Genomic DNA, 16,263 nt, shown 5'->3' with positions numbered 1-16,263 from the left:
TCCAGGCCCTCTACCCCCCCCCCCGCCCCCCGCCCCCGGGGCGCGCCCCCCCCCCCCCAACAAACCACCACCCCCCCCCCCCACCCCAGCACTCAGTGCGCGGCGTCGGCGAGGTGCTGGGTGCCGATGCGCTTGCGGAACACCCAGTACGTCCAGCCCTGGTAGAGCAGGACGACCGGCGTGGCGATCACGGCCAGCCAGGTCATGATCTTCAGCGTGTAGGGGCTGGAGGAGGCGTTGGTGACGGTGAGGCTCCAGTCCGCGTTGAGCGTGGACGGCATGACGTTCGGGAAGAGCGTCAGGAAGAGCATCGCCACGGCGGCGACGATGGTGACGCCGGACAGCGCGAACGACCAGCCCTCACGCCCGGCCTGGTTCGCCACCAGGGCGGCGACCAGGGCGGCGACGGCCACCACGAGGGCGACCAGGCTCTTGCCGTTCCCGCTGTGGGCCTGCGTCCAGACCAGGAAGGCCAGGGCCAGCACGGCCGTGACGAGCCCGACCCGCAGCGCCAGGGCCCGCGCACGCTCACGGATCTCACCGACGGTCTTGAGCGCGGTGAACACCGTTCCGTGGAAGGTGAACAGCGTCAGCGTGACCAGGCCGCCCAGCAGCGCGTACGGGTTGAGCAGGTCCCAGACGGAGCCGACGTACTCCAGGTCCCGGTCGATCTCCACACCGTGGGCGATGTTGCCGAAGGCCACGCCCCACAGGAACGCCGGGATCAGCGAGGTCCAGAAGATCGCGGTCTCCCAGTTGCGCTGCCAGTTCTCCTCGGGCCGCTTCACCCGGTACTCGAAGGCGACACCCCGGACGATCAGGCAGACCAGGATGACCAGCAGCGGAAGGTAGAACCCGGAGAAAAGCGTGGCGTACCACTCGGGGAAGGCGGCGAAGGTCGCGCCGCCGGCCGTGAGCAGCCACACCTCGTTGCCGTCCCACACGGGGCCGATGGTGTTGATCAGCACCCGCTTCTCGGGCCGGTTCCGCGCGAGCAGCTTGGTGAGCACACCGACCCCGAAGTCGAAGCCCTCCAGGAAGAAGTAGCCGGTCCACAGGACGGCGATCAGAACGAACCAGACGTCGTGCAGTTCCATGACTGTGCAGCTCCCTCGGCCTAGTACGAGAAGGCCATCGGCTTGTCGGCGTCACGGAGGTCGCCGCCGATCTTCGTGGGCGGGTTGAGGTCGGCCTCGGTCAGCTCGGGCGGGCCGGCCTTGACGTACTTCGCCAGCAACTTGACCTCGATGACGGCCAGGACGGCGTAGAGCAGAGTGAAGACGGTCATCGAGATGATGACCTCGGCCGTGGAGACACCGGGGGAGACCGCGTCCCTGGTCTGCATCACGCCGTAGACCACCCAGGGCTGGCGGCCCATCTCGGTGAAGATCCAGCCCCAGGAGTTGGCGATCAGCGGGAAGGCCATCGTCCAGACCGCCAGCAGCCAGTACATGCGGGTGAGCCTCGCCCCGAGCGGCTTCTTCAGCAGCACCAGCCGCGGCACTTCGTCCTCCCCGGTGCGCAGCGGGGCCGGCAGCAGGAACTTCTTCCGTGTCAGCCACAGGCCCAGCAGGCCGAGGGAGAAGGAGGCCATGCCGAAGCCGATCATCCACCGGAAGCCCCAGTAGGCGACGGGGACGATTGGCTTGTAGTCACCGGGGCCGTACTTCTCCTGGAGGGCCTTGTTGGTGTCGTTGATGCCGGGCACGTAGGACTCGAAGTCGCTGTGCGCCAGGAAGGACAGCAGTCCGGGGATCTCCAGGGCGACCTTGTTGTGCCCCTTGTCGACGTCCCCGTAGGCGAACACCGAGAAGGGCGCCGGCTTCTCGCCGTCCCACAGGGCCTCGGCGGCGGCCATCTTCATCGGCTGCTGCTCGTACATGACCTTGCCGAGGGTGTCGCCGCTGACCGCGGTGAGCACGCCGCCGACCGCCAGGGTGACCAGGCCGAGCCGCAGCGAGGTCCGCATCACCGGGATGTGCTTCTTGCGCATCAGGTGGAAGGCGGCGATGCCGACCATGAAGGCACCGCCCGTCAGGAAGGCCGCCGAGAAGCTGTGGAAGACCTGGTTGAGGGTGGTGTTCTGGGTGAGGACCTGCCAGAAGTCGGTGAGTTCGGCGCGGCCCTTCTCCTCGTTGATCCGGTAGCCGACGGGGTGCTGCATCCAGGAGTTGGCCGCGAGGATGAAGTACGCCGACAGCAGGGTGCCGATCGAGACCATCCAGATGCAGGCCAGGTGGATCTTCTTGGGCAGCTTGTCCCAGCCGAAGATCCACAGACCGATGAAGGTGGACTCGAAGAAGAAGGCGATCAGCGCCTCGAAGGCGAGCGGGGCACCGAAGACGTCGCCGACGAAGCGCGAGTAGTCGGACCAGTTCATGCCGAACTGGAACTCCTGCACGATGCCGGTGACGACACCCATGGCGATGTTGATCAGAAAGAGCTTGCCCCAGAACTTGGTCGCCTTGAGGTACTTCTCCTTCTCCGTGCGGACCCATGCGGTCTGCAGCCCGGCCGTCAGTGCGGCCAGTGAGATCGTCAGCGGGACGAACAGGAAGTGGTAGACGGTCGTGATGCCGAACTGCCACCGCGCCAGGGTCTCCGGCGCCAGAGCCATGTCCACGTCGTCACTCTCCTTACCTCGCCACATCGCCGTGGTCAGCGGCGTTTTGAGCGTGTTTGTCACACCCAATGCGGGTGCAATCGGGACACGCTTGTGAACGCGTTCACATTCACAAGCAATTATGACCTACTGCTTTTCGGCATCGGAAGGGGGGTCCCCCGTGGCATCAACCCCTTGGCAGGGGCTTCAACATATTGTTGAATCCGCCGCATGCAGATTCGGATCTCATGGCCTGCGGGGCACCTCACCGCAGCACTCGACAACACCCCGACCACGCAGGCCCTTCTCAAGGCCCTGCCGCTCACCGCCTCCGCCCACACCTGGGGCGAGGAGGTGTACTTCGACACAGGTGTGTCGGTTTCACGTGAAACGGACGCCCGGGAGGTCGTTGAGCCGGGCACGGTTGCCTTCTGGACCGACGGGGACGCCCTGGCCCTCCCCTACGGGCCGACGCCGATCTCGCGAGGCTGGGGGTCCCCCCAAACGGAGTTTGGGGGGGAATGCCGCCTCGCGAGTCCGTGCAACGTCCTGGGCCGCATCGACGGCGACCCTCGCCTGCTGGCGACAGTGCGCGACGGCGACCCGATACGCGTCGAGCGCGTCGACGCCTGACGGCCGTGTCCCGGCCCGCCGCCTGACCTACAGCTCCTGCTGACCTACAGCTCCTTGCGGAACGCTTCCGACACCTTCAGGAAGATGTCGTTCGCCTCGCTCTCTCCGACCGTGACCCGCACACCCTCGCCCGGGAACGGTCGGACGACCACGCCGGCCTGCTCGCACGCGTTCGCGAAGGCGACCGTGCTCTCCCCCAGCCGCAGCCACACGAAGTTGGCCTGGGTCTCCGGCACCGTCCAGCCCTGTGCACGCAGCGCGTCGACCACGCGCGTGCGCTCGCACACCAGCGATCCGACGCGGCCGATCAGCTCGTCCTCGGCCCGCAGGGAGGCGATCGCCGCCTCCTGCGCGATCTGGCTCACCCCGAAGGGCACCGCAGTCTTGCGCAGCGCCGCCGCCACCGGCTCATGCGCGATCGCGAACCCGACCCGCAGCCCCGCGAGGCCGTACGCCTTGGAGAAGGTGCGCAGGACGCAGACGTTGGGCCGCCCACGGTAGATCTCGACGCCGTCCGGCACCTCGGGGTCGCGGATGAACTCGCGGTAAGCTTCGTCCAGGACCACCAGCACATCGCTCGGCACCCGGTCGAGGAATCGCTCCAGCTCGGCCCGCCGCACCACCGTGCCGGTCGGGTTGTTGGGGTTGCAGACGAAGATCAGCCGGGTCCGGTCGGTGATCGCGTCCGCCATCGCGTCCAGGTCGTGCACGTCGCCCGGGGTCAGCGGGACCTTCACGGACGTCGCCCCGCTGATCTGCGTGATGATCGGATACGCCTCGAAGGAGCGCCAGGCGTAGATCACCTCGTCGCCCGGGCCCGAGGTCGCCTGGATCAGCTGCTGCGCCACGCCGACCGACCCGGTGCCGGTCGCCAGGTGGGTGAGGGGCACGCCGAAGCGGTCCGACAGCTCGCTCATCAGGGACGTACAGGCCATGTCCGGGTACCGGTTGAAGGACGCGGCAGCGGCCGTCACCGTCTCCATGACACTCGGCAGGGGCGGATAGGGGTTCTCGTTGGAGGACAGCTTGTAGGCCACCGGGCCTTCGGCCGCGGCGGGCTTGCCCGGCCTGTAGGTGGGAATTCCCTCCAGCTCGGCGCGCAGCTTGGGGCTCGTCTCGCTCACCGCAGTCCTCCTCGTGACCACCACCGGCATCGAATACTTCTCACCTTATGAGGATTCGCCGCCGCTGCGTATAGGTGAGGCCAGACCTCGTCCGTCACACTGGCAACAGGGGCATCAGGGCATGAAGGCGCACGATTCGGGGGGCGCGCCGCACATATATCTACGCGCCGGTGGCTCGCGCCGTGGCGCGCATCCCCCGTGCAGGTGAGTTGAGACCTCTTCGCAACATCCACCACTTGGCAGGCCCTCACTGGTCGGCACACCAGGTATTGGCATGTCTGGCCCCAACTAGCTTGCTTTCCAAGGCCGTTCCGCGTAAATGATCATGCAGAAACGTGACTGTCAACGCGTGCATATGCGTCCGCCCTACCCCACCCCATGAGCCCTACTATCGGCTCGCCATGACAGCAGCAGGGAAGCACCAGGTGAGCCGCGCGGAAACCTCACGTCGAGGCAGCCGGCCGGGCCGGGCGGGCATCAGGGACGTGGCCGCCGCCGCCGGAGTATCCATCACTACCGTCTCCGACGCACTCAACGGCAAGGGCAGACTCCCGGATGCCACCCGGCGCCATGTGCGCGAGGTCGCCGACCGTCTGGGCTACCGGCCCTCGGCCGCCGCCCGCACGCTGCGCACGGGCAAGTCCGGACTGATCGGCCTGACCGTGACGACGTACGGGGATGAACCTTTCACCTTCACCGAGTTCGCGTACTTCGCGGAGATGGCGCGCGCCGCCACCTCCGCCGCGCTCGCCCGCGGCTACGCCCTCGTGATCCTCCCGGCGACCTCCCGCCACGACGTGTGGTCCAACGTCGCACTCGACGGGACGGTCGTCATCGACCCCTCGGACCACGACCCGGTCGTCAGCGAACTGGTCCGCCAGGGCTTACCGGTCGTCTCCGACGGCCGCCCGGCCGGCACGCTCCCCGTCACGGCGTGGGTGGACAACGACCACGAGGCGGCCGTCCTCGGCATCCTCGACCACCTCGCCGACGCCGGCGCCCGCAGGATCGGCCTGCTCACCGGCACCACGACGGACACGTACACCCATCTGTCGACCACCGCCTACCTGCGCTGGTGCGAGCGCGTCGGACAGGACCCGGTCTACGAGGCCTACCCCGCCCACGACCCGTGCGCCGGCGCGGTCGCCGCCGACCGGCTGCTGGCCCGCCCCGACCGGCCCGACGCCGTCTACGGCCTGTTCGACCCGAACGGGACCGACCTCCTCGCCGGCGCCCGCCGCTACGGACTGCGCGTCCCCGAGGACCTGCTGCTGGTCTGCTGCAGCGAGTCCACCGTGTACGCCAGCACCGAGCCGCCCATCACCACCCTCTCGCTCAAACCCCGCCGCATCGGCACCGCCGTGATCCAGGTGCTGATCGACGCGATCGAGGGGCTGCATTCGGACCAGCCGGTCGAGCAGGTCATACCGACCGAACTGATCGTGCGTACGTCCTCGCAGCGACGCCCGCCCCGTACGACGGTCAGCCCGCCGCGATCACCGGAGAGCGACTAGGAGCGCTCCGGGGCATGCGCTCGGCGCGTGCGGCGGCGCGCCCCGGTCCGAAACGGGGGCGCGGAAGGGCGGCCCACGGGTCGCGCAGAAGGCGGCGAACGCCACACCCGGCACGTTCGCAACACGGCCGGGCGGCATTCGCGGACGGGCGAAGACCGGCCCAATCGGGGCGAAAGCCGCGGTGAACCGGAGTCCTGTTCTGATTCACCACCCCTGGGTCATCACACAGCGCGATCCGCATTCCTATGATGGGCCCACACACCGCGGGCCGCTGCGACCAGGCAGTCCGAAGCGGTGCAGATGCGGCGCGATGGTGGAGGGGTCGATGACTCAGGGGGCCGGTCAGGGACCCGAGGTGGAGCGGACCGCGACGGTGCGCGACTTCCGGGTGCCCGCTTACGTCCACGAGACCGCTCCGTATGCCGACCCCGGCACACAGGCGGGCGAGCCCACGCCGCCCTCCGAGGAGGAGTCCGAGGAGCCCTATCCGGAGGGTTACACGCCCACGCAGCGGGATCTGCCCGTCATCCGTCGGGGTGACACGGTTCAGGTGCCCGTCGACCCCGAGCCGATCCAGGTGCGGCAGCCCGTCACCGGCCAGGGTCCGCTGTTCGTCGTGGGCGACGTGCACGGCTACCTCGACGAGCTGCTTTCCGCGCTGCGCGAGAAGGGCCTCGTCGACGCCGACGGCCAGTGGTGCGCGGGCACCTCACGCCTGTGGTTCCTCGGCGACTTCACCGACCGCGGCCCGGACGGCATCGGCGTCATCGACCTGGTGATGCGGCTGTCCGCCGAGGCCGCCGCGGCGGGCGGCTACTGCAAGGCGCTGATGGGCAACCACGAGCTGCTGCTGCTCGGCGCCAAGCGGTTCGGCGACACGCCCATCAACTCCGGCGCCGGCACCGCGACCTTCCAGGCGGCCTGGCTGCTGAACGGCGGCCAGAAGACCGACATGGACCGCCTCCAGGACCACCACCTTCAGTGGATGGCCCGCCTCGACGCGCTCGAAGAGGTCGACGACCACCTCCTGGTCCACTCCGACACCACCACCTACCTCGACTACGGCCGCTCCATCGAAGAGGTCAACGACACCGTCCGCGAGACGATCACCCGCAACGACGCGGAGGAGGTCTGGGACGTGTTCCGCAAGTTCACCAAGCGCTTCTCCTTCCGCGACGAGGGCGGCGCCGAAGCCGTGCGCTCACTGCTGGATACGTACGGCGGCACCCGGATCGTTCACGGGCACAGCCCCATCCCCTACCTGCTGGGCGAGGTCGGCTCCGAGGACGGCGAGGACGACACCCGTACGGCGGTCGAGGGACCTCACGTCTACGCGGACGGGCTGGCCATCGCGATGGACGGCGGCGTGACCATGGCCGGAAAGCTGCTGGTCCAGCAACTTCCGCTGGACGTCTGACCGTTCACCGGTTGAGCGTTTCGACGGCGGGACCCGTACAGGACGGCACCCAATTTCTGGAAACCCCCTGTCACCCTCCACCGTCACCGCTCTACCATCGGCTTATCCGTAGCAGGCTCCCCTCCGTTTCTGCCCGACGGCTCGTTGGCATGCGAGCCCCAAGCCCTACGGAGCATCGGGGGATGCACATGAACAGCGTTCCGCAGCACCTGTCGAACGAGGACCGCCAAGAGTACGAGCGGATCCTCGACGAGGCGCTGCGCTCCGCACCACACCGCCCGGAACTGGCCGCTGTCGGACAGCGGCTCAACTCCGAACAACTGCGCACCATGGCACTCAACGCGACCGCCCTCATCACGGCGGCGGCCACCACCGAGTACCAGCACTACGTGAAGGCCCGCGAGGAACTGCGCCACCCGGCGCCGTCCGCCACGTCACCCGCCACGCGCGAGTCCGGCCCCGAGGAGCAGGGCAGGGGCGCGGTGGGACTCGCCGCCACCATGGGGGAGGTGGCCGAGGCGACCGGTGCGGGGGCCGTCGCCGTCGTCGCCGTCCTGGCACCCGTCCTGGCCGGCACCGCCGCGGCGATCTTCCTGCTCGTCGGATACATCCTGAAGATGCTGGATCCGGGGCAGGCCTTCGCACAGACCATGCTCACCACGGGATGGGTGTTCGGCGCCGTGACCGCGGTGGCGATCCTCGTCGCCGCGGTGGGGCTGCTGATCACCGCGCTGCGCAACCGGCCGTCCGCCGAGTCCGGCTCCTACGGCGCACTCGACGAGGAAGTGGCCCGGGCCAGGGACGCCTGGCACGACGCCCTGCTGGAACGCGGCATCCTGCCCTTCCTGCGGGAGGCGCTCGGTGACCCGGGCACGGCGGCACTGCACCGCACGGGACCGAAGGCCCCGAGCAGCCGCATGCCGCACCTCGGATACGGCCGGCCCGGGTTCACCAGTCCCGACGGCGGCCCCGAGGCCGGTCACCGTCCGAGCTACTCCAGCCCGGACTACAGCAGCCCGGACTTCGGCGGTCCGGAACACCGGCCCGAGTAGCCACCGGTCCGGGCGGGCAACGCGTCAGAGGATGCCCGCCCGGCCGGCGGCTGTGATCCAGGACGGAAACTCGGACAGCAGGCGGTCGTAGAGCTCCGGGTCCGGGACGGTGGCGATGTCGTCCACGGCGAAGAAGCCGACGTTGTCGACGCGGCGGCCTTGCAGGGTGTCGAAACGCTCCAGCACGCCGTACTTGGACCGGCCGAGCCCCACGAACTGCCAGAAGACCGGCTCCTCCACCGCCTCCCGCAGCTCCCGCTCGATCTCGGCGTCGCGGTAGACACCGCCGTCGGAGAAGAACAGGACCAGGGTCGGAGCCGGTGCCGGATTCTCCCGGACGAAGGCACGGACCTGGGCGATCACCTTCTGCTCCTCGTTCTGGATCCCGACCGCCCGCATGTCGACCTGCTGGGGGTCCAGGCCCTTCTTCCGGCCGCGCCGGAAGAGGCTGATCTCCCCCACGCGTACGTGCAGCCGTAGCCAGTCGGGCAGCTCGCCCAGGCGCAGGTCGGGCAGGCGCGCCGGGTTCGAGGCGAAGGTCCATGCCTGCATCTCGCCGTCGTCGTCCAGTTGCGCGGCGACGGCGGCCATCCGTTCCACGACGTCCGCCACGACGCCCTTGGAGTAGAGGAACGACATGGAGCCGGAGGCGTCGAGTACGAGGATGACGCGCGCGGTGACGCCGGCCGCCCCGTGCTTGCGCAGGCTGACGGCGACCTGCTCCTTGCGCAGGGACAGTCGCTTGCGCATGTCCACGGGCAGTTGTTCCTCGCCCTTGGTGAGGCGGGCCCGCCCGGCGGGTCCGGTCGGCGGTGGGGACAGGGGCTGAGGGGGTGGCGTCGGCGTCGGCGTCGGCGTCGGCGTCGGCGTCGGGGGAGCGTCGTCGTCCACGGTGATGCCGAAGTCGGTGGCGAGCCCCGCGAGTCCGGCGGCGTATCCCTGCCCGACCGCGCGGAACTTCCATTTCCCCTGCCGCCGGTACAGCTCGCCGCCGACCAGGGCGGTCTCCGTCCCGGCGGTCATGTCGAACCGGGCCAGCTCGGTGCCGGAAGCGGCGTCCAGCAACCGCAGCGACAGCCCCGGTACCCGGCCGAACGTCCCGCCGTCCGCCGAGGCGCACAGCACGATGCGTTCGACGACCGGCTCCACCGAGACCAGGTCCACCTCGACCGAGTCGGTGGTGACACCCGCGTGCGCACCGGGTCCGCCCCGCTTGCCCAGGTGCCCCACCGCGCCAGACGCGTGCCGGGGCTGGTTGTAGAAGACGAAGTCGCCGTCGTCCCGCACCCGTCCGGCCGAGGTGAGCAGCAGCGCGGAGGAGTCGATCTCGGGAACCCCGGGCCCTGCGGCCCAGACGAGTTCGATCCGCACCGCGGGGGAGTCGACGGCGAGGTTGGCACCCTTGCTCAGGGAGGTGGCTGTCATGCCCCCAGTCTGCCGAGACAGACCCCTCGGCGGGGAGAGGACGGACCGGCGTCCTGCCCCTCCCCGCCGCACGGCACGGCACGGCACGGCACGCGGGGACGTCAGTCCGCGATCGGCAGATACACGCGATTACCGGCGGCCGCGAACTCCTTCGACTTCTGGACCATGCCCTCCTCGATCTCGGCCTGGCTCCCTCCGTGCTCGCGGCGGATATCGTGCGAGATCTTCATCGAGCAGAACTTCGGCCCGCACATGGAGCAGAAGTGGGCCGTCTTGGCGGGCTCGGCCGGCAGGGTCTCGTCGTGGAACTCCCGTGCCGTGTCCGGGTCGAGGGCCAGGTTGAACTGGTCCTCCCACCGGAACTCGAAACGGGCGTCGGACAGCGCGTCGTCCCACTCCTGCGCACCTGGGTGCCCCTTGGCGAGGTCGGCGGCATGGGCGGCGATCTTGTAGGTGATGACGCCGGTCTTGACGTCGTCACGGTTGGGCAGGCCCAGGTGCTCCTTGGGCGTGACGTAGCAGAGCATGGCCGTGCCCCACCAGGCGATCATCGCGGCACCGATGCCGGAGGTGATGTGGTCGTACGCCGGCGCGACGTCCGTGGTCAGCGGGCCGAGCGTATAGAACGGAGCTTCATCGCAGATCTCCTGCTGAAGGTCGATGTTCTCCTTGATCTTGTGCATCGGGACATGTCCCGGGCCCTCGATCATGGTCTGAACGTTCAAACGCTTGGCGGTCCGGTTGAGTTCCCCGAGCGTGCGCAACTCGGCGAACTGCGCCTCGTCGTTGGCGTCCGCGATGGAGCCCGGCCGCAGGCCGTCGCCGAGGGAGTACGTGACGTCGTACGCGGCGAGGATCTCGCAGAGTTCCTCGAAGTTCTCGTACAGGAACGACTCCCTGTGGTGCGCCAGGCACCACGCCGCCATGATCGAGCCGCCGCGCGAGACGATGCCGGTCTTGCGGTTCGCGGTCAGCGGCACGTACGCCAGGCGCACGCCCGCGTGGACCGTCATGTAGTCCACGCCCTGCTCGGCCTGCTCGATCACGGTGTCCTTGTAGACCTCCCAGGTCAGCTCCTCGGCCCGACCGTCGACCTTCTCCAGGGCCTGGTAGAGCGGCACGGTCCCGATGGGGACGGGGGAGTTGCGCAGGACCCACTCGCGGGTGGTGTGGATGTTGCGCCCGGTGGAGAGGTCCATGACCGTGTCGGCGCCCCACCGGGTCGCCCAGGTCATCTTGTCGACCTCCTCCTCTATGGAGGACGTCACGGCCGAGTTGCCGATGTTGGCGTTGACCTTCACCAGGAACCGCTTGCCGATGATCATCGGCTCGATCTCGGGATGGTTGACGTTGGCCGGCAGTACGGCACGGCCCGCCGCGATCTCCTCGCGGACGACTTCCGGCGAGACGTTCTCCCGGACGGCCACGTACTCCATCTCCGGCGTGATCTCGCCCCGGCGGGCGTACGCCAGCTGCGTCACCGCGGTGCCGCCCCGGCCCCGGCGGGGCTGCCGCGACCGTCCGGGGAAGACGGCGTCGAGGTTGCGCAGCCCGCCGCGCGGCGAGGTGTGCTTGATGCCGTCGTCCTCGGGACGGACGGGACGGCCCGCGTACTCCTCGGTGTCGCCGCGGGCGATGATCCAGTTCTCCCGAAGCGGCGCCAGTCCCCTGCGGACGTCGGTGTCGACGAGCGGATCGGTATACGGGCCGGAGGTGTCGTACAGCGTGACCGACTGGCCGTTGGTGAGGTGCACCTGACGGACCGGCACCCGCAGGTCGGGGCGCGAGCCCTCGACGTACGCCTTGTGCCAGCCGATGGACTTCCCGGCCTCCGCGGTCCCCTCCTGGGTGGAGTTCTGCGTGGAGGCAGGCGTGCGTGCGTCCTTGATGGTCATGAGACCTACTCCCTACGCCGGCATTACCCGGTAACAGGTTCGGCGGTCGACGCAGCGGCTTCCGTCTTCGACGTTTCGTGGGATACATCACTCGACTTCGGTGATGTTTCCCGTGAAACGTCGCTGGGACGAAGGTCAGCGCCCTCTCAGCCCGGTGCTCCGAGCTCCCGCGTGTACAAAGGTGCCCCCACGCTAACGCCCATTCGGGCGCGGTGAACAGAGGGCCCCCCTTGTTCTTGCGATGATCGGTCGGTGACCACACCGCAGCATCCCCCCTTTCCGCCGCACGATCCCCACCGCGGACCGCACGCCGAAGAGGGCGCCGACCGTGGAGCCGGCCACGTCCCCGCCAGTGCGCACGGCCACCACGGACAGGGGGATGGCGCCGGCCACGGACACGGAGCGGGCGGCGGTCACGGAGCGAGTGGCGGTCACGGGCACTCGCACAGTCACGGGCCGGCGGCGCCCGTCTCGCGGCATCTGCGGAAGGTCATCGCCGCGATTCTGATCCCGTTCACCGCGGCGGTCCTGGTCGGGCTCGCGGTCCTGTGGCCGGGCGGCGCGCCGCCGCACGAGCGCACCGGCGTCGGCTTCGACCGGCAGACGCAGCAGGCCACCGTGACCAAGGTGGTGGAACTGAGCTGCCAGTCCGTCAACGCCTCAGGCTCCACCCCCACCGGCGACACCTCCACCGCCGAGGGCTCCTCCGCGGTGCAGCAGGCGAACGGCGACTGCAAGCGGGCAACGATCCGCGTGGACACCGGAAAGGACACGGGCCGTACGTTCGACGAGGTCGTGCAGCCGGACCAGTCACGGCAGTTGCACGAGGGCCAGAAGGTCGTGGTCGCCTACGAGCCCTCCGCGCCGCGGGACCTGCAGTACTCGGTGACCGACATCAACCGCCGGCTCCCCCTCGCCCTGCTCGCCGGCATCTTCGCGCTGGCCGTGGTGGTCGTCGGAAGGCTGCGGGGCCTGATGGCGCTGATCTCCCTGGCGATCAGCTTCCTGCTGCTGAACTTCTTCATCCTCCCCGCGATCCTCCAGGGTTCGAACCCGCTGGTCGTCGCGGTGATCGGGTCCAGCGCCATCATGCTGATCGCGCTCTATCTCTGTCATGGTCTCTCTGCGCGTACGTCCGTGGCGGTGCTCGGCACGCTGATCTCTCTGTTGCTGATCGGCGTTCTCGGGTCGCTGTTCATCGGCTGGGCGGCGCTGACCGGCAACACGGACGACAACACCGGGCTCATCCACGGCCTGTATCCGTCGATCGACATGAGCGGTCTGCTGCTCGCCGGCGTCATCATCGGTTCGCTCGGTGTCCTCGACGACGTGACGGTCACGCAGACGTCGGCGGTCTGGGAGCTGCACGAGGCCAACCCGACGATGGGCCGGCGCGGGCTGTACCGCGCGGGCATCCGCATCGGCCGCGACCACATCGCCTCGGTCGTCAACACACTCGTGCTCGCCTACGCGGGCGCCGCGCTGCCCCTGCTCCTGCTGTTCTCCATCGCGCAGAGCGGGGTGGGGACGGTCGCCAACAGTGAGTTGGTCGCGGAGGAGATCGTGCGCACGCTGGTCGGCTCGATCGGCCTGGTGGCGTCCGTGCCGGTCACCACGGCCCTCGCCGCTCTCGTCGTCTCGGCCGACCGGACGGCCGCGCGGCCCGCGGGGGCGACTCCTGGTGGGGACGCGGCTCCCGTACGCGGCGGGCGCGGCCGTCGCCGCAAGCGCTGATGCGTCCCGGACGAGGCGTCACGCCCCCACCGCGCCTGCCGTAACGGTTCAGCCCGCGCTCTGTTCCTCCGCCAGGATGCGGTCCAGCGCCTCGTCGAGGTGGGTGTCGAAGTCCGCGAGCGCGCCCTCCTGGCCCAGCGGCACCAGCTTGTCGGTGCGGTCGAGGAACGCCACCAGGGGCGCCGCCGAGGAACGGAACAGTGCCTGGTCGGCGCCGACCTGGAGGCGGATCAGCACCTCGGACAGCGGCTCCGGCTCGACCGGTGCGATGCGCACGTCCCCGTCACCGCACGGCCGGCCCACCCCGTCGACCAGTAGCTCCCGGCCGAAGGCCCAGGTCACCGGGGCGTCCCCGGGGAGATGGAAGGTCAACCGCACGGCATAGGGATCACAGGTCGCGTAACGCAGCTCCACCGGAATGCGGAACGAGAGCTCCTCGGACACGAGAAAGCTCATCATGACCTCTGCCTGTACGGACTCGCCCATCGCACACCCGTCATTCGCCGTCGACTGTCCGGGAATCAAACCTCTAACACTGGTGGCATCTTGCTCAACGTACACACCAGATCACAAGGAGTGAGTTTTCAGATACTGATAGAGATCGCGAGTGACCCCAGGAGCCGCCCCACCTCGTCCTGCAGCCGCTCCGCGGCGGGCAGCAGCCGGTCGGCCTGGTGAAGGGGCAGGGAGACGGCCATCGTGGCCACCGTGGTGCCGACGGTGATGGGGATCGCGGCGCATACCGTCCCCAGGGCGTACGCCTGGCGTTCGGTCACCGGAGTCGTCCGCCCCATGCGTTCCAGGCGTCTCAGCAGGGCATTGCCATCACGCACCGTGTACGGCGTGAGGGACTGCACCGGATAGCGGTCCAGGTGGTCCCGGCGGGCGTCGTCGTCCAGTTGCGAGAGCAGGCACTGCCCGACGGCGTGCGCGTGCCCGGTCTCGCGGAAGTCCGCCCACTCCTCGACGGCCGGGTTGCCCGGGGTGTCGGAGACGCACATGACCTCGATCTCGCCGTCGCGGTATATGGCGTAGTACACGGGAGCGCCGATCGCGTCGCGCACCCGCGCGAGCGCGTCGGCCACCGTGCTGCGACGTTTCTGCGCGGCCCCGCTGCTGCTCAGCCGCTCTGCGGCCTCGCCGAGGAAGAACAGCCCCTTCTCCCGGCGCAGGTAGCCCTCGTGCACCAGGGTGCGCAGCAGGTGGTACGCCGTGGGGAGCGCCAGCCGGGTCTCCCGGGCCAGCTGCTTGGCGGGGGCTCCGTACTCGTGTTCCGCGACGCACTCCAGAAGACGCATCGCCCGCTGGACGGAACCGATGAGGGTCGCCGAGGGCGGGTCGGCGGACGGGGGCGGGGGTGGTGGTGTCCGTGGCGTCGAGTAGGGCTGCACGGGCAGGGCGTGCAGCGATGCGAATGCGGTGTCAGCCGTGGCCAAGGGTCACTCCCGGGAACGCGAGGAGGCCGTCCGTGCGGGGAACACGGGTGGGGTGTACGCCGTTCGCGAGGTCGCCCCCGCGTGGAGTTCCGGACTCTAACCGCCGGTCACCGCCCGCCGACGGCCCCTCCGGGAAACTTCCCTCGCGCGAGGGAACCGGTGGTTCCCGTTACCGCCACCGGTGTCCCACGGCTCTCACCAGTCGCTGCGCGAGGACGAACTCGACATGAACTTGCGCACGACGTAGATCAGTCCGCCGACGAGCGCGACGAAGACCAGCAGCTTGAACAGCAGTCCGATCACGAACCCGACCACGCTGGCGATCAGCCCGCCGAACACGACCAGGGCGATGACCGGCACCGCGATCCACTTCACCCACCACGGCAGTCCCGTGAAGATCTCTCGCATGGCCCTCGTCCTTACCTTCCACCCGTTCGGGGACCGGGCCTTGTGGGGGCCGGTCTCCCGCTGGGAATCCTCTGATGTCCTGCACTCGATGCTAGGGCCGCGAAGGCCCCGGCAGGGCGCACGCATCCCTTGTCTCCCCCTGACCGTTCCCCTAGGGAACCCCAGGGTGGGGACTCAGCTCTCGGGCGGAGAGAACACCACGAGAACCCGCAGGTCCTCGCTGATGTGGTGGAACTTGTGGGCGACCCCGGCCGGGACGTAGACCACACTGCCGCGGGCGACCTGGGTGGTCTCCATGCCCACGGTGATCGCGGCCCGCCCGCTCACCACGAAGTACACCTCGTCCTGCGCGTGCGGGTTCTGCGGATCGGATGTGCCCGCGTCGAGGGCGTACAGGCCGACCGACATGTTCCGCTCGCGCAGGAACTGCAGGTAGGCACCGTCGTTGGCGGCGCGCTCCGCCTCCAGTTCGTCCAGCCGGAATGCCTTCATCGCCTCGACCGCCCCTGCCTCACCGTTCGTTTCCGATCGCGTCTGCCACGATCAGACACATGAAGAATTTCCTAGTCAAGACGATCGCCAACGCGGGCGCCCTCGCGGTCGCCGTATGGCTGCTCGACAAGATCACCCTGACCGGGGGCAGCACCGGTGAGAAGGCCGTCACGCTGATCGTGGTCGCGCTGGTCTTCGGCCTGGTGAACATGCTGGTGAAGCCGATCGTGCAGGTGCTCACCTTCCCCCTGTTCATCCTGACCCTCGGTCTGTTCACGCTGGTGGTCAACGCGCTCATGCTGCTGCTCACCTCGTGGGTGGCCGACAAGCTCGACGTGAGCTTCCACGTCGACGGCTTCTGGACCGCCGTCCTGGGCGGTTTGATCATCTCGATCGTTTCCTGGGCCCTCAACGCGTTCCTGCCCGACGGGGACCGGTCGCGATGACCTACCGCGTCTGCTTCGTGTGCACGGGCAACATCTGCCGTTCCCCGATGGCCGAGGCCGTCATGCACCCGCGCGGGGACAACGC

15 protein-coding genes, 1 pseudogene and 1 riboswitch are annotated in these 16,263 nt (G+C 69.1%); of the genes and pseudogenes, 7 read left to right on the top strand and 9 right to left on the bottom strand.

The genetic code is table 11. The features are described 5' to 3' along the window. Positions 1–92: 92 nt before the first annotated feature. Together cydB and ACFWR9_RS05140 are read right to left on the bottom strand one after the other, a co-directional pair. The gene (cydB, locus tag ACFWR9_RS05145; protein WP_383835693.1) at positions 93–1,097 is read right to left on the bottom strand and encodes a cytochrome d ubiquinol oxidase subunit II; all 1,005 of its coding nucleotides are present in this window, start codon (positions 1,095–1,097) and stop codon (positions 93–95) included. A 20-nt stretch (positions 1,098–1,117) separates the two neighbouring features. Then, positions 1,118–2,623, bottom strand: coding sequence for a cytochrome ubiquinol oxidase subunit I (locus ACFWR9_RS05140; RefSeq protein ID WP_383835690.1), 1,506 nt, complete (start codon positions 2,621–2,623; stop codon positions 1,118–1,120). Positions 2,624–2,833: 210 nt separating this feature from the next. Here ACFWR9_RS05140 and ACFWR9_RS05135 point away from each other — a divergent pair, with 210 nt between their 5' ends. Then, positions 2,834–3,235, top strand: a complete 402-nt coding sequence (locus ACFWR9_RS05135; RefSeq protein WP_383835687.1) for a cyclophilin-like fold protein — start codon at positions 2,834–2,836, stop codon at positions 3,233–3,235. 44 nt (positions 3,236–3,279) lie between these two features. On the opposite strand, the gene hisC is transcribed toward ACFWR9_RS05135, so the two are convergent. Continuing rightward, on the bottom strand, positions 3,280–4,359 hold the full coding sequence (hisC, locus tag ACFWR9_RS05130; protein ID WP_383835684.1) for a histidinol-phosphate transaminase: 1,080 nt from the start codon (positions 4,357–4,359) through the stop codon (positions 3,280–3,282). 401 nt (positions 4,360–4,760) lie between these two features. Between hisC and ACFWR9_RS05125 the strand changes: the two genes are divergently transcribed. The 3 genes from ACFWR9_RS05125 (at position 4,761) to ACFWR9_RS05115 (ending at position 8,342) form a co-directional block, all read left to right on the top strand. Continuing rightward, positions 4,761–5,873, top strand: a complete 1,113-nt coding sequence (locus ACFWR9_RS05125; RefSeq protein WP_383835681.1) for a LacI family DNA-binding transcriptional regulator — start codon at positions 4,761–4,763, stop codon at positions 5,871–5,873. Between the two features lie 310 nt (positions 5,874–6,183). Then, positions 6,184–7,290: a metallophosphoesterase gene (locus tag ACFWR9_RS05120; RefSeq protein ID WP_383835678.1), complete on the top strand. Its 1,107-nt coding sequence runs from the start codon at positions 6,184–6,186 to the stop codon at positions 7,288–7,290. Positions 7,291–7,472: 182 nt separating this feature from the next. Then, complete coding sequence (locus ACFWR9_RS05115) at positions 7,473–8,342, top strand: hypothetical protein (RefSeq protein ID WP_383835675.1); 870 nt, start codon at positions 7,473–7,475, stop codon at positions 8,340–8,342. Between the two features lie 24 nt (positions 8,343–8,366). Here ACFWR9_RS05115 and ACFWR9_RS05110 read toward each other — a convergent pair whose 3' ends face one another. Both ACFWR9_RS05110 and thiC read right to left on the bottom strand, forming a co-directional pair. Beyond that, entirely contained in the window at positions 8,367–9,767 is a 1,401-nt protein-coding gene (locus ACFWR9_RS05110; protein ID WP_383835672.1) for a VWA domain-containing protein, read from the bottom strand. Between the two features lie 101 nt (positions 9,768–9,868). Continuing rightward, a complete protein-coding gene (thiC, locus tag ACFWR9_RS05105) occupies positions 9,869–11,662 on the bottom strand; it encodes a phosphomethylpyrimidine synthase ThiC (protein WP_383835669.1) in 1,794 nt (597 codons plus the stop codon). Then, positions 11,655–11,843: riboswitch (TPP riboswitch) on the bottom strand. Its footprint overlaps the gene before it by 8 nt. A gap of 71 nt (positions 11,844–11,914) precedes the next feature. On the opposite strand from thiC, the gene ACFWR9_RS05100 reads away from it, so the two are divergent. Beyond that, complete coding sequence (locus tag ACFWR9_RS05100; protein ID WP_383835666.1) at positions 11,915–13,396, top strand: YibE/F family protein; 1,482 nt, start codon at positions 11,915–11,917, stop codon at positions 13,394–13,396. A 48-nt stretch (positions 13,397–13,444) separates the two neighbouring features. On the opposite strand, the gene ACFWR9_RS05095 is transcribed toward ACFWR9_RS05100, so the two are convergent. The 4 genes from ACFWR9_RS05095 to ACFWR9_RS05080 form a co-directional block, all read right to left on the bottom strand. Next, positions 13,445–13,882 carry an SsgA family sporulation/cell division regulator gene (locus ACFWR9_RS05095; RefSeq protein ID WP_383835663.1) on the bottom strand — a complete coding sequence of 146 codons (438 nt, stop codon included), beginning with the start codon at positions 13,880–13,882 and terminating at the stop codon, positions 13,445–13,447. A gap of 98 nt (positions 13,883–13,980) precedes the next feature. After that, a complete protein-coding gene (locus tag ACFWR9_RS05090) occupies positions 13,981–14,715 on the bottom strand; it encodes an IclR family transcriptional regulator (protein WP_383835962.1) in 735 nt (244 codons plus the stop codon). 312 nt (positions 14,716–15,027) lie between these two features. After that, complete coding sequence (locus ACFWR9_RS05085) at positions 15,028–15,240, bottom strand: DUF5326 family protein (protein WP_007388908.1); 213 nt, start codon at positions 15,238–15,240, stop codon at positions 15,028–15,030. Between the two features lie 174 nt (positions 15,241–15,414). Continuing rightward, on the bottom strand, positions 15,415–15,732 hold the full coding sequence (locus tag ACFWR9_RS05080) for a cupin domain-containing protein (RefSeq protein ID WP_114528306.1): 318 nt from the start codon (positions 15,730–15,732) through the stop codon (positions 15,415–15,417). Between the two features lie 59 nt (positions 15,733–15,791). Between ACFWR9_RS05080 and ACFWR9_RS05075 the strand changes: the two genes are divergently transcribed. Continuing rightward, positions 15,792–16,178 carry a phage holin family protein gene (locus tag ACFWR9_RS05075; protein ID WP_161329461.1) on the top strand — a complete coding sequence of 129 codons (387 nt, stop codon included), beginning with the start codon at positions 15,792–15,794 and terminating at the stop codon, positions 16,176–16,178. After that, positions 16,175–16,263, top strand: a pseudogene (locus ACFWR9_RS05070) (low molecular weight phosphotyrosine protein phosphatase); the annotation flags it as partial. The gene ACFWR9_RS05075 and the pseudogene ACFWR9_RS05070, both read left to right, overlap by 4 nt.

Source organism: Streptomyces sp. NPDC058534, assembly GCF_042717365.1.
In the GTDB taxonomy this organism is placed as follows: Bacteria; Actinomycetota; Actinomycetes; order Streptomycetales; family Streptomycetaceae; genus Streptomyces.
Note: the sequence above shows the minus strand (reverse complement) of the source record. Positions and strands in the feature narration are given on the sequence as shown.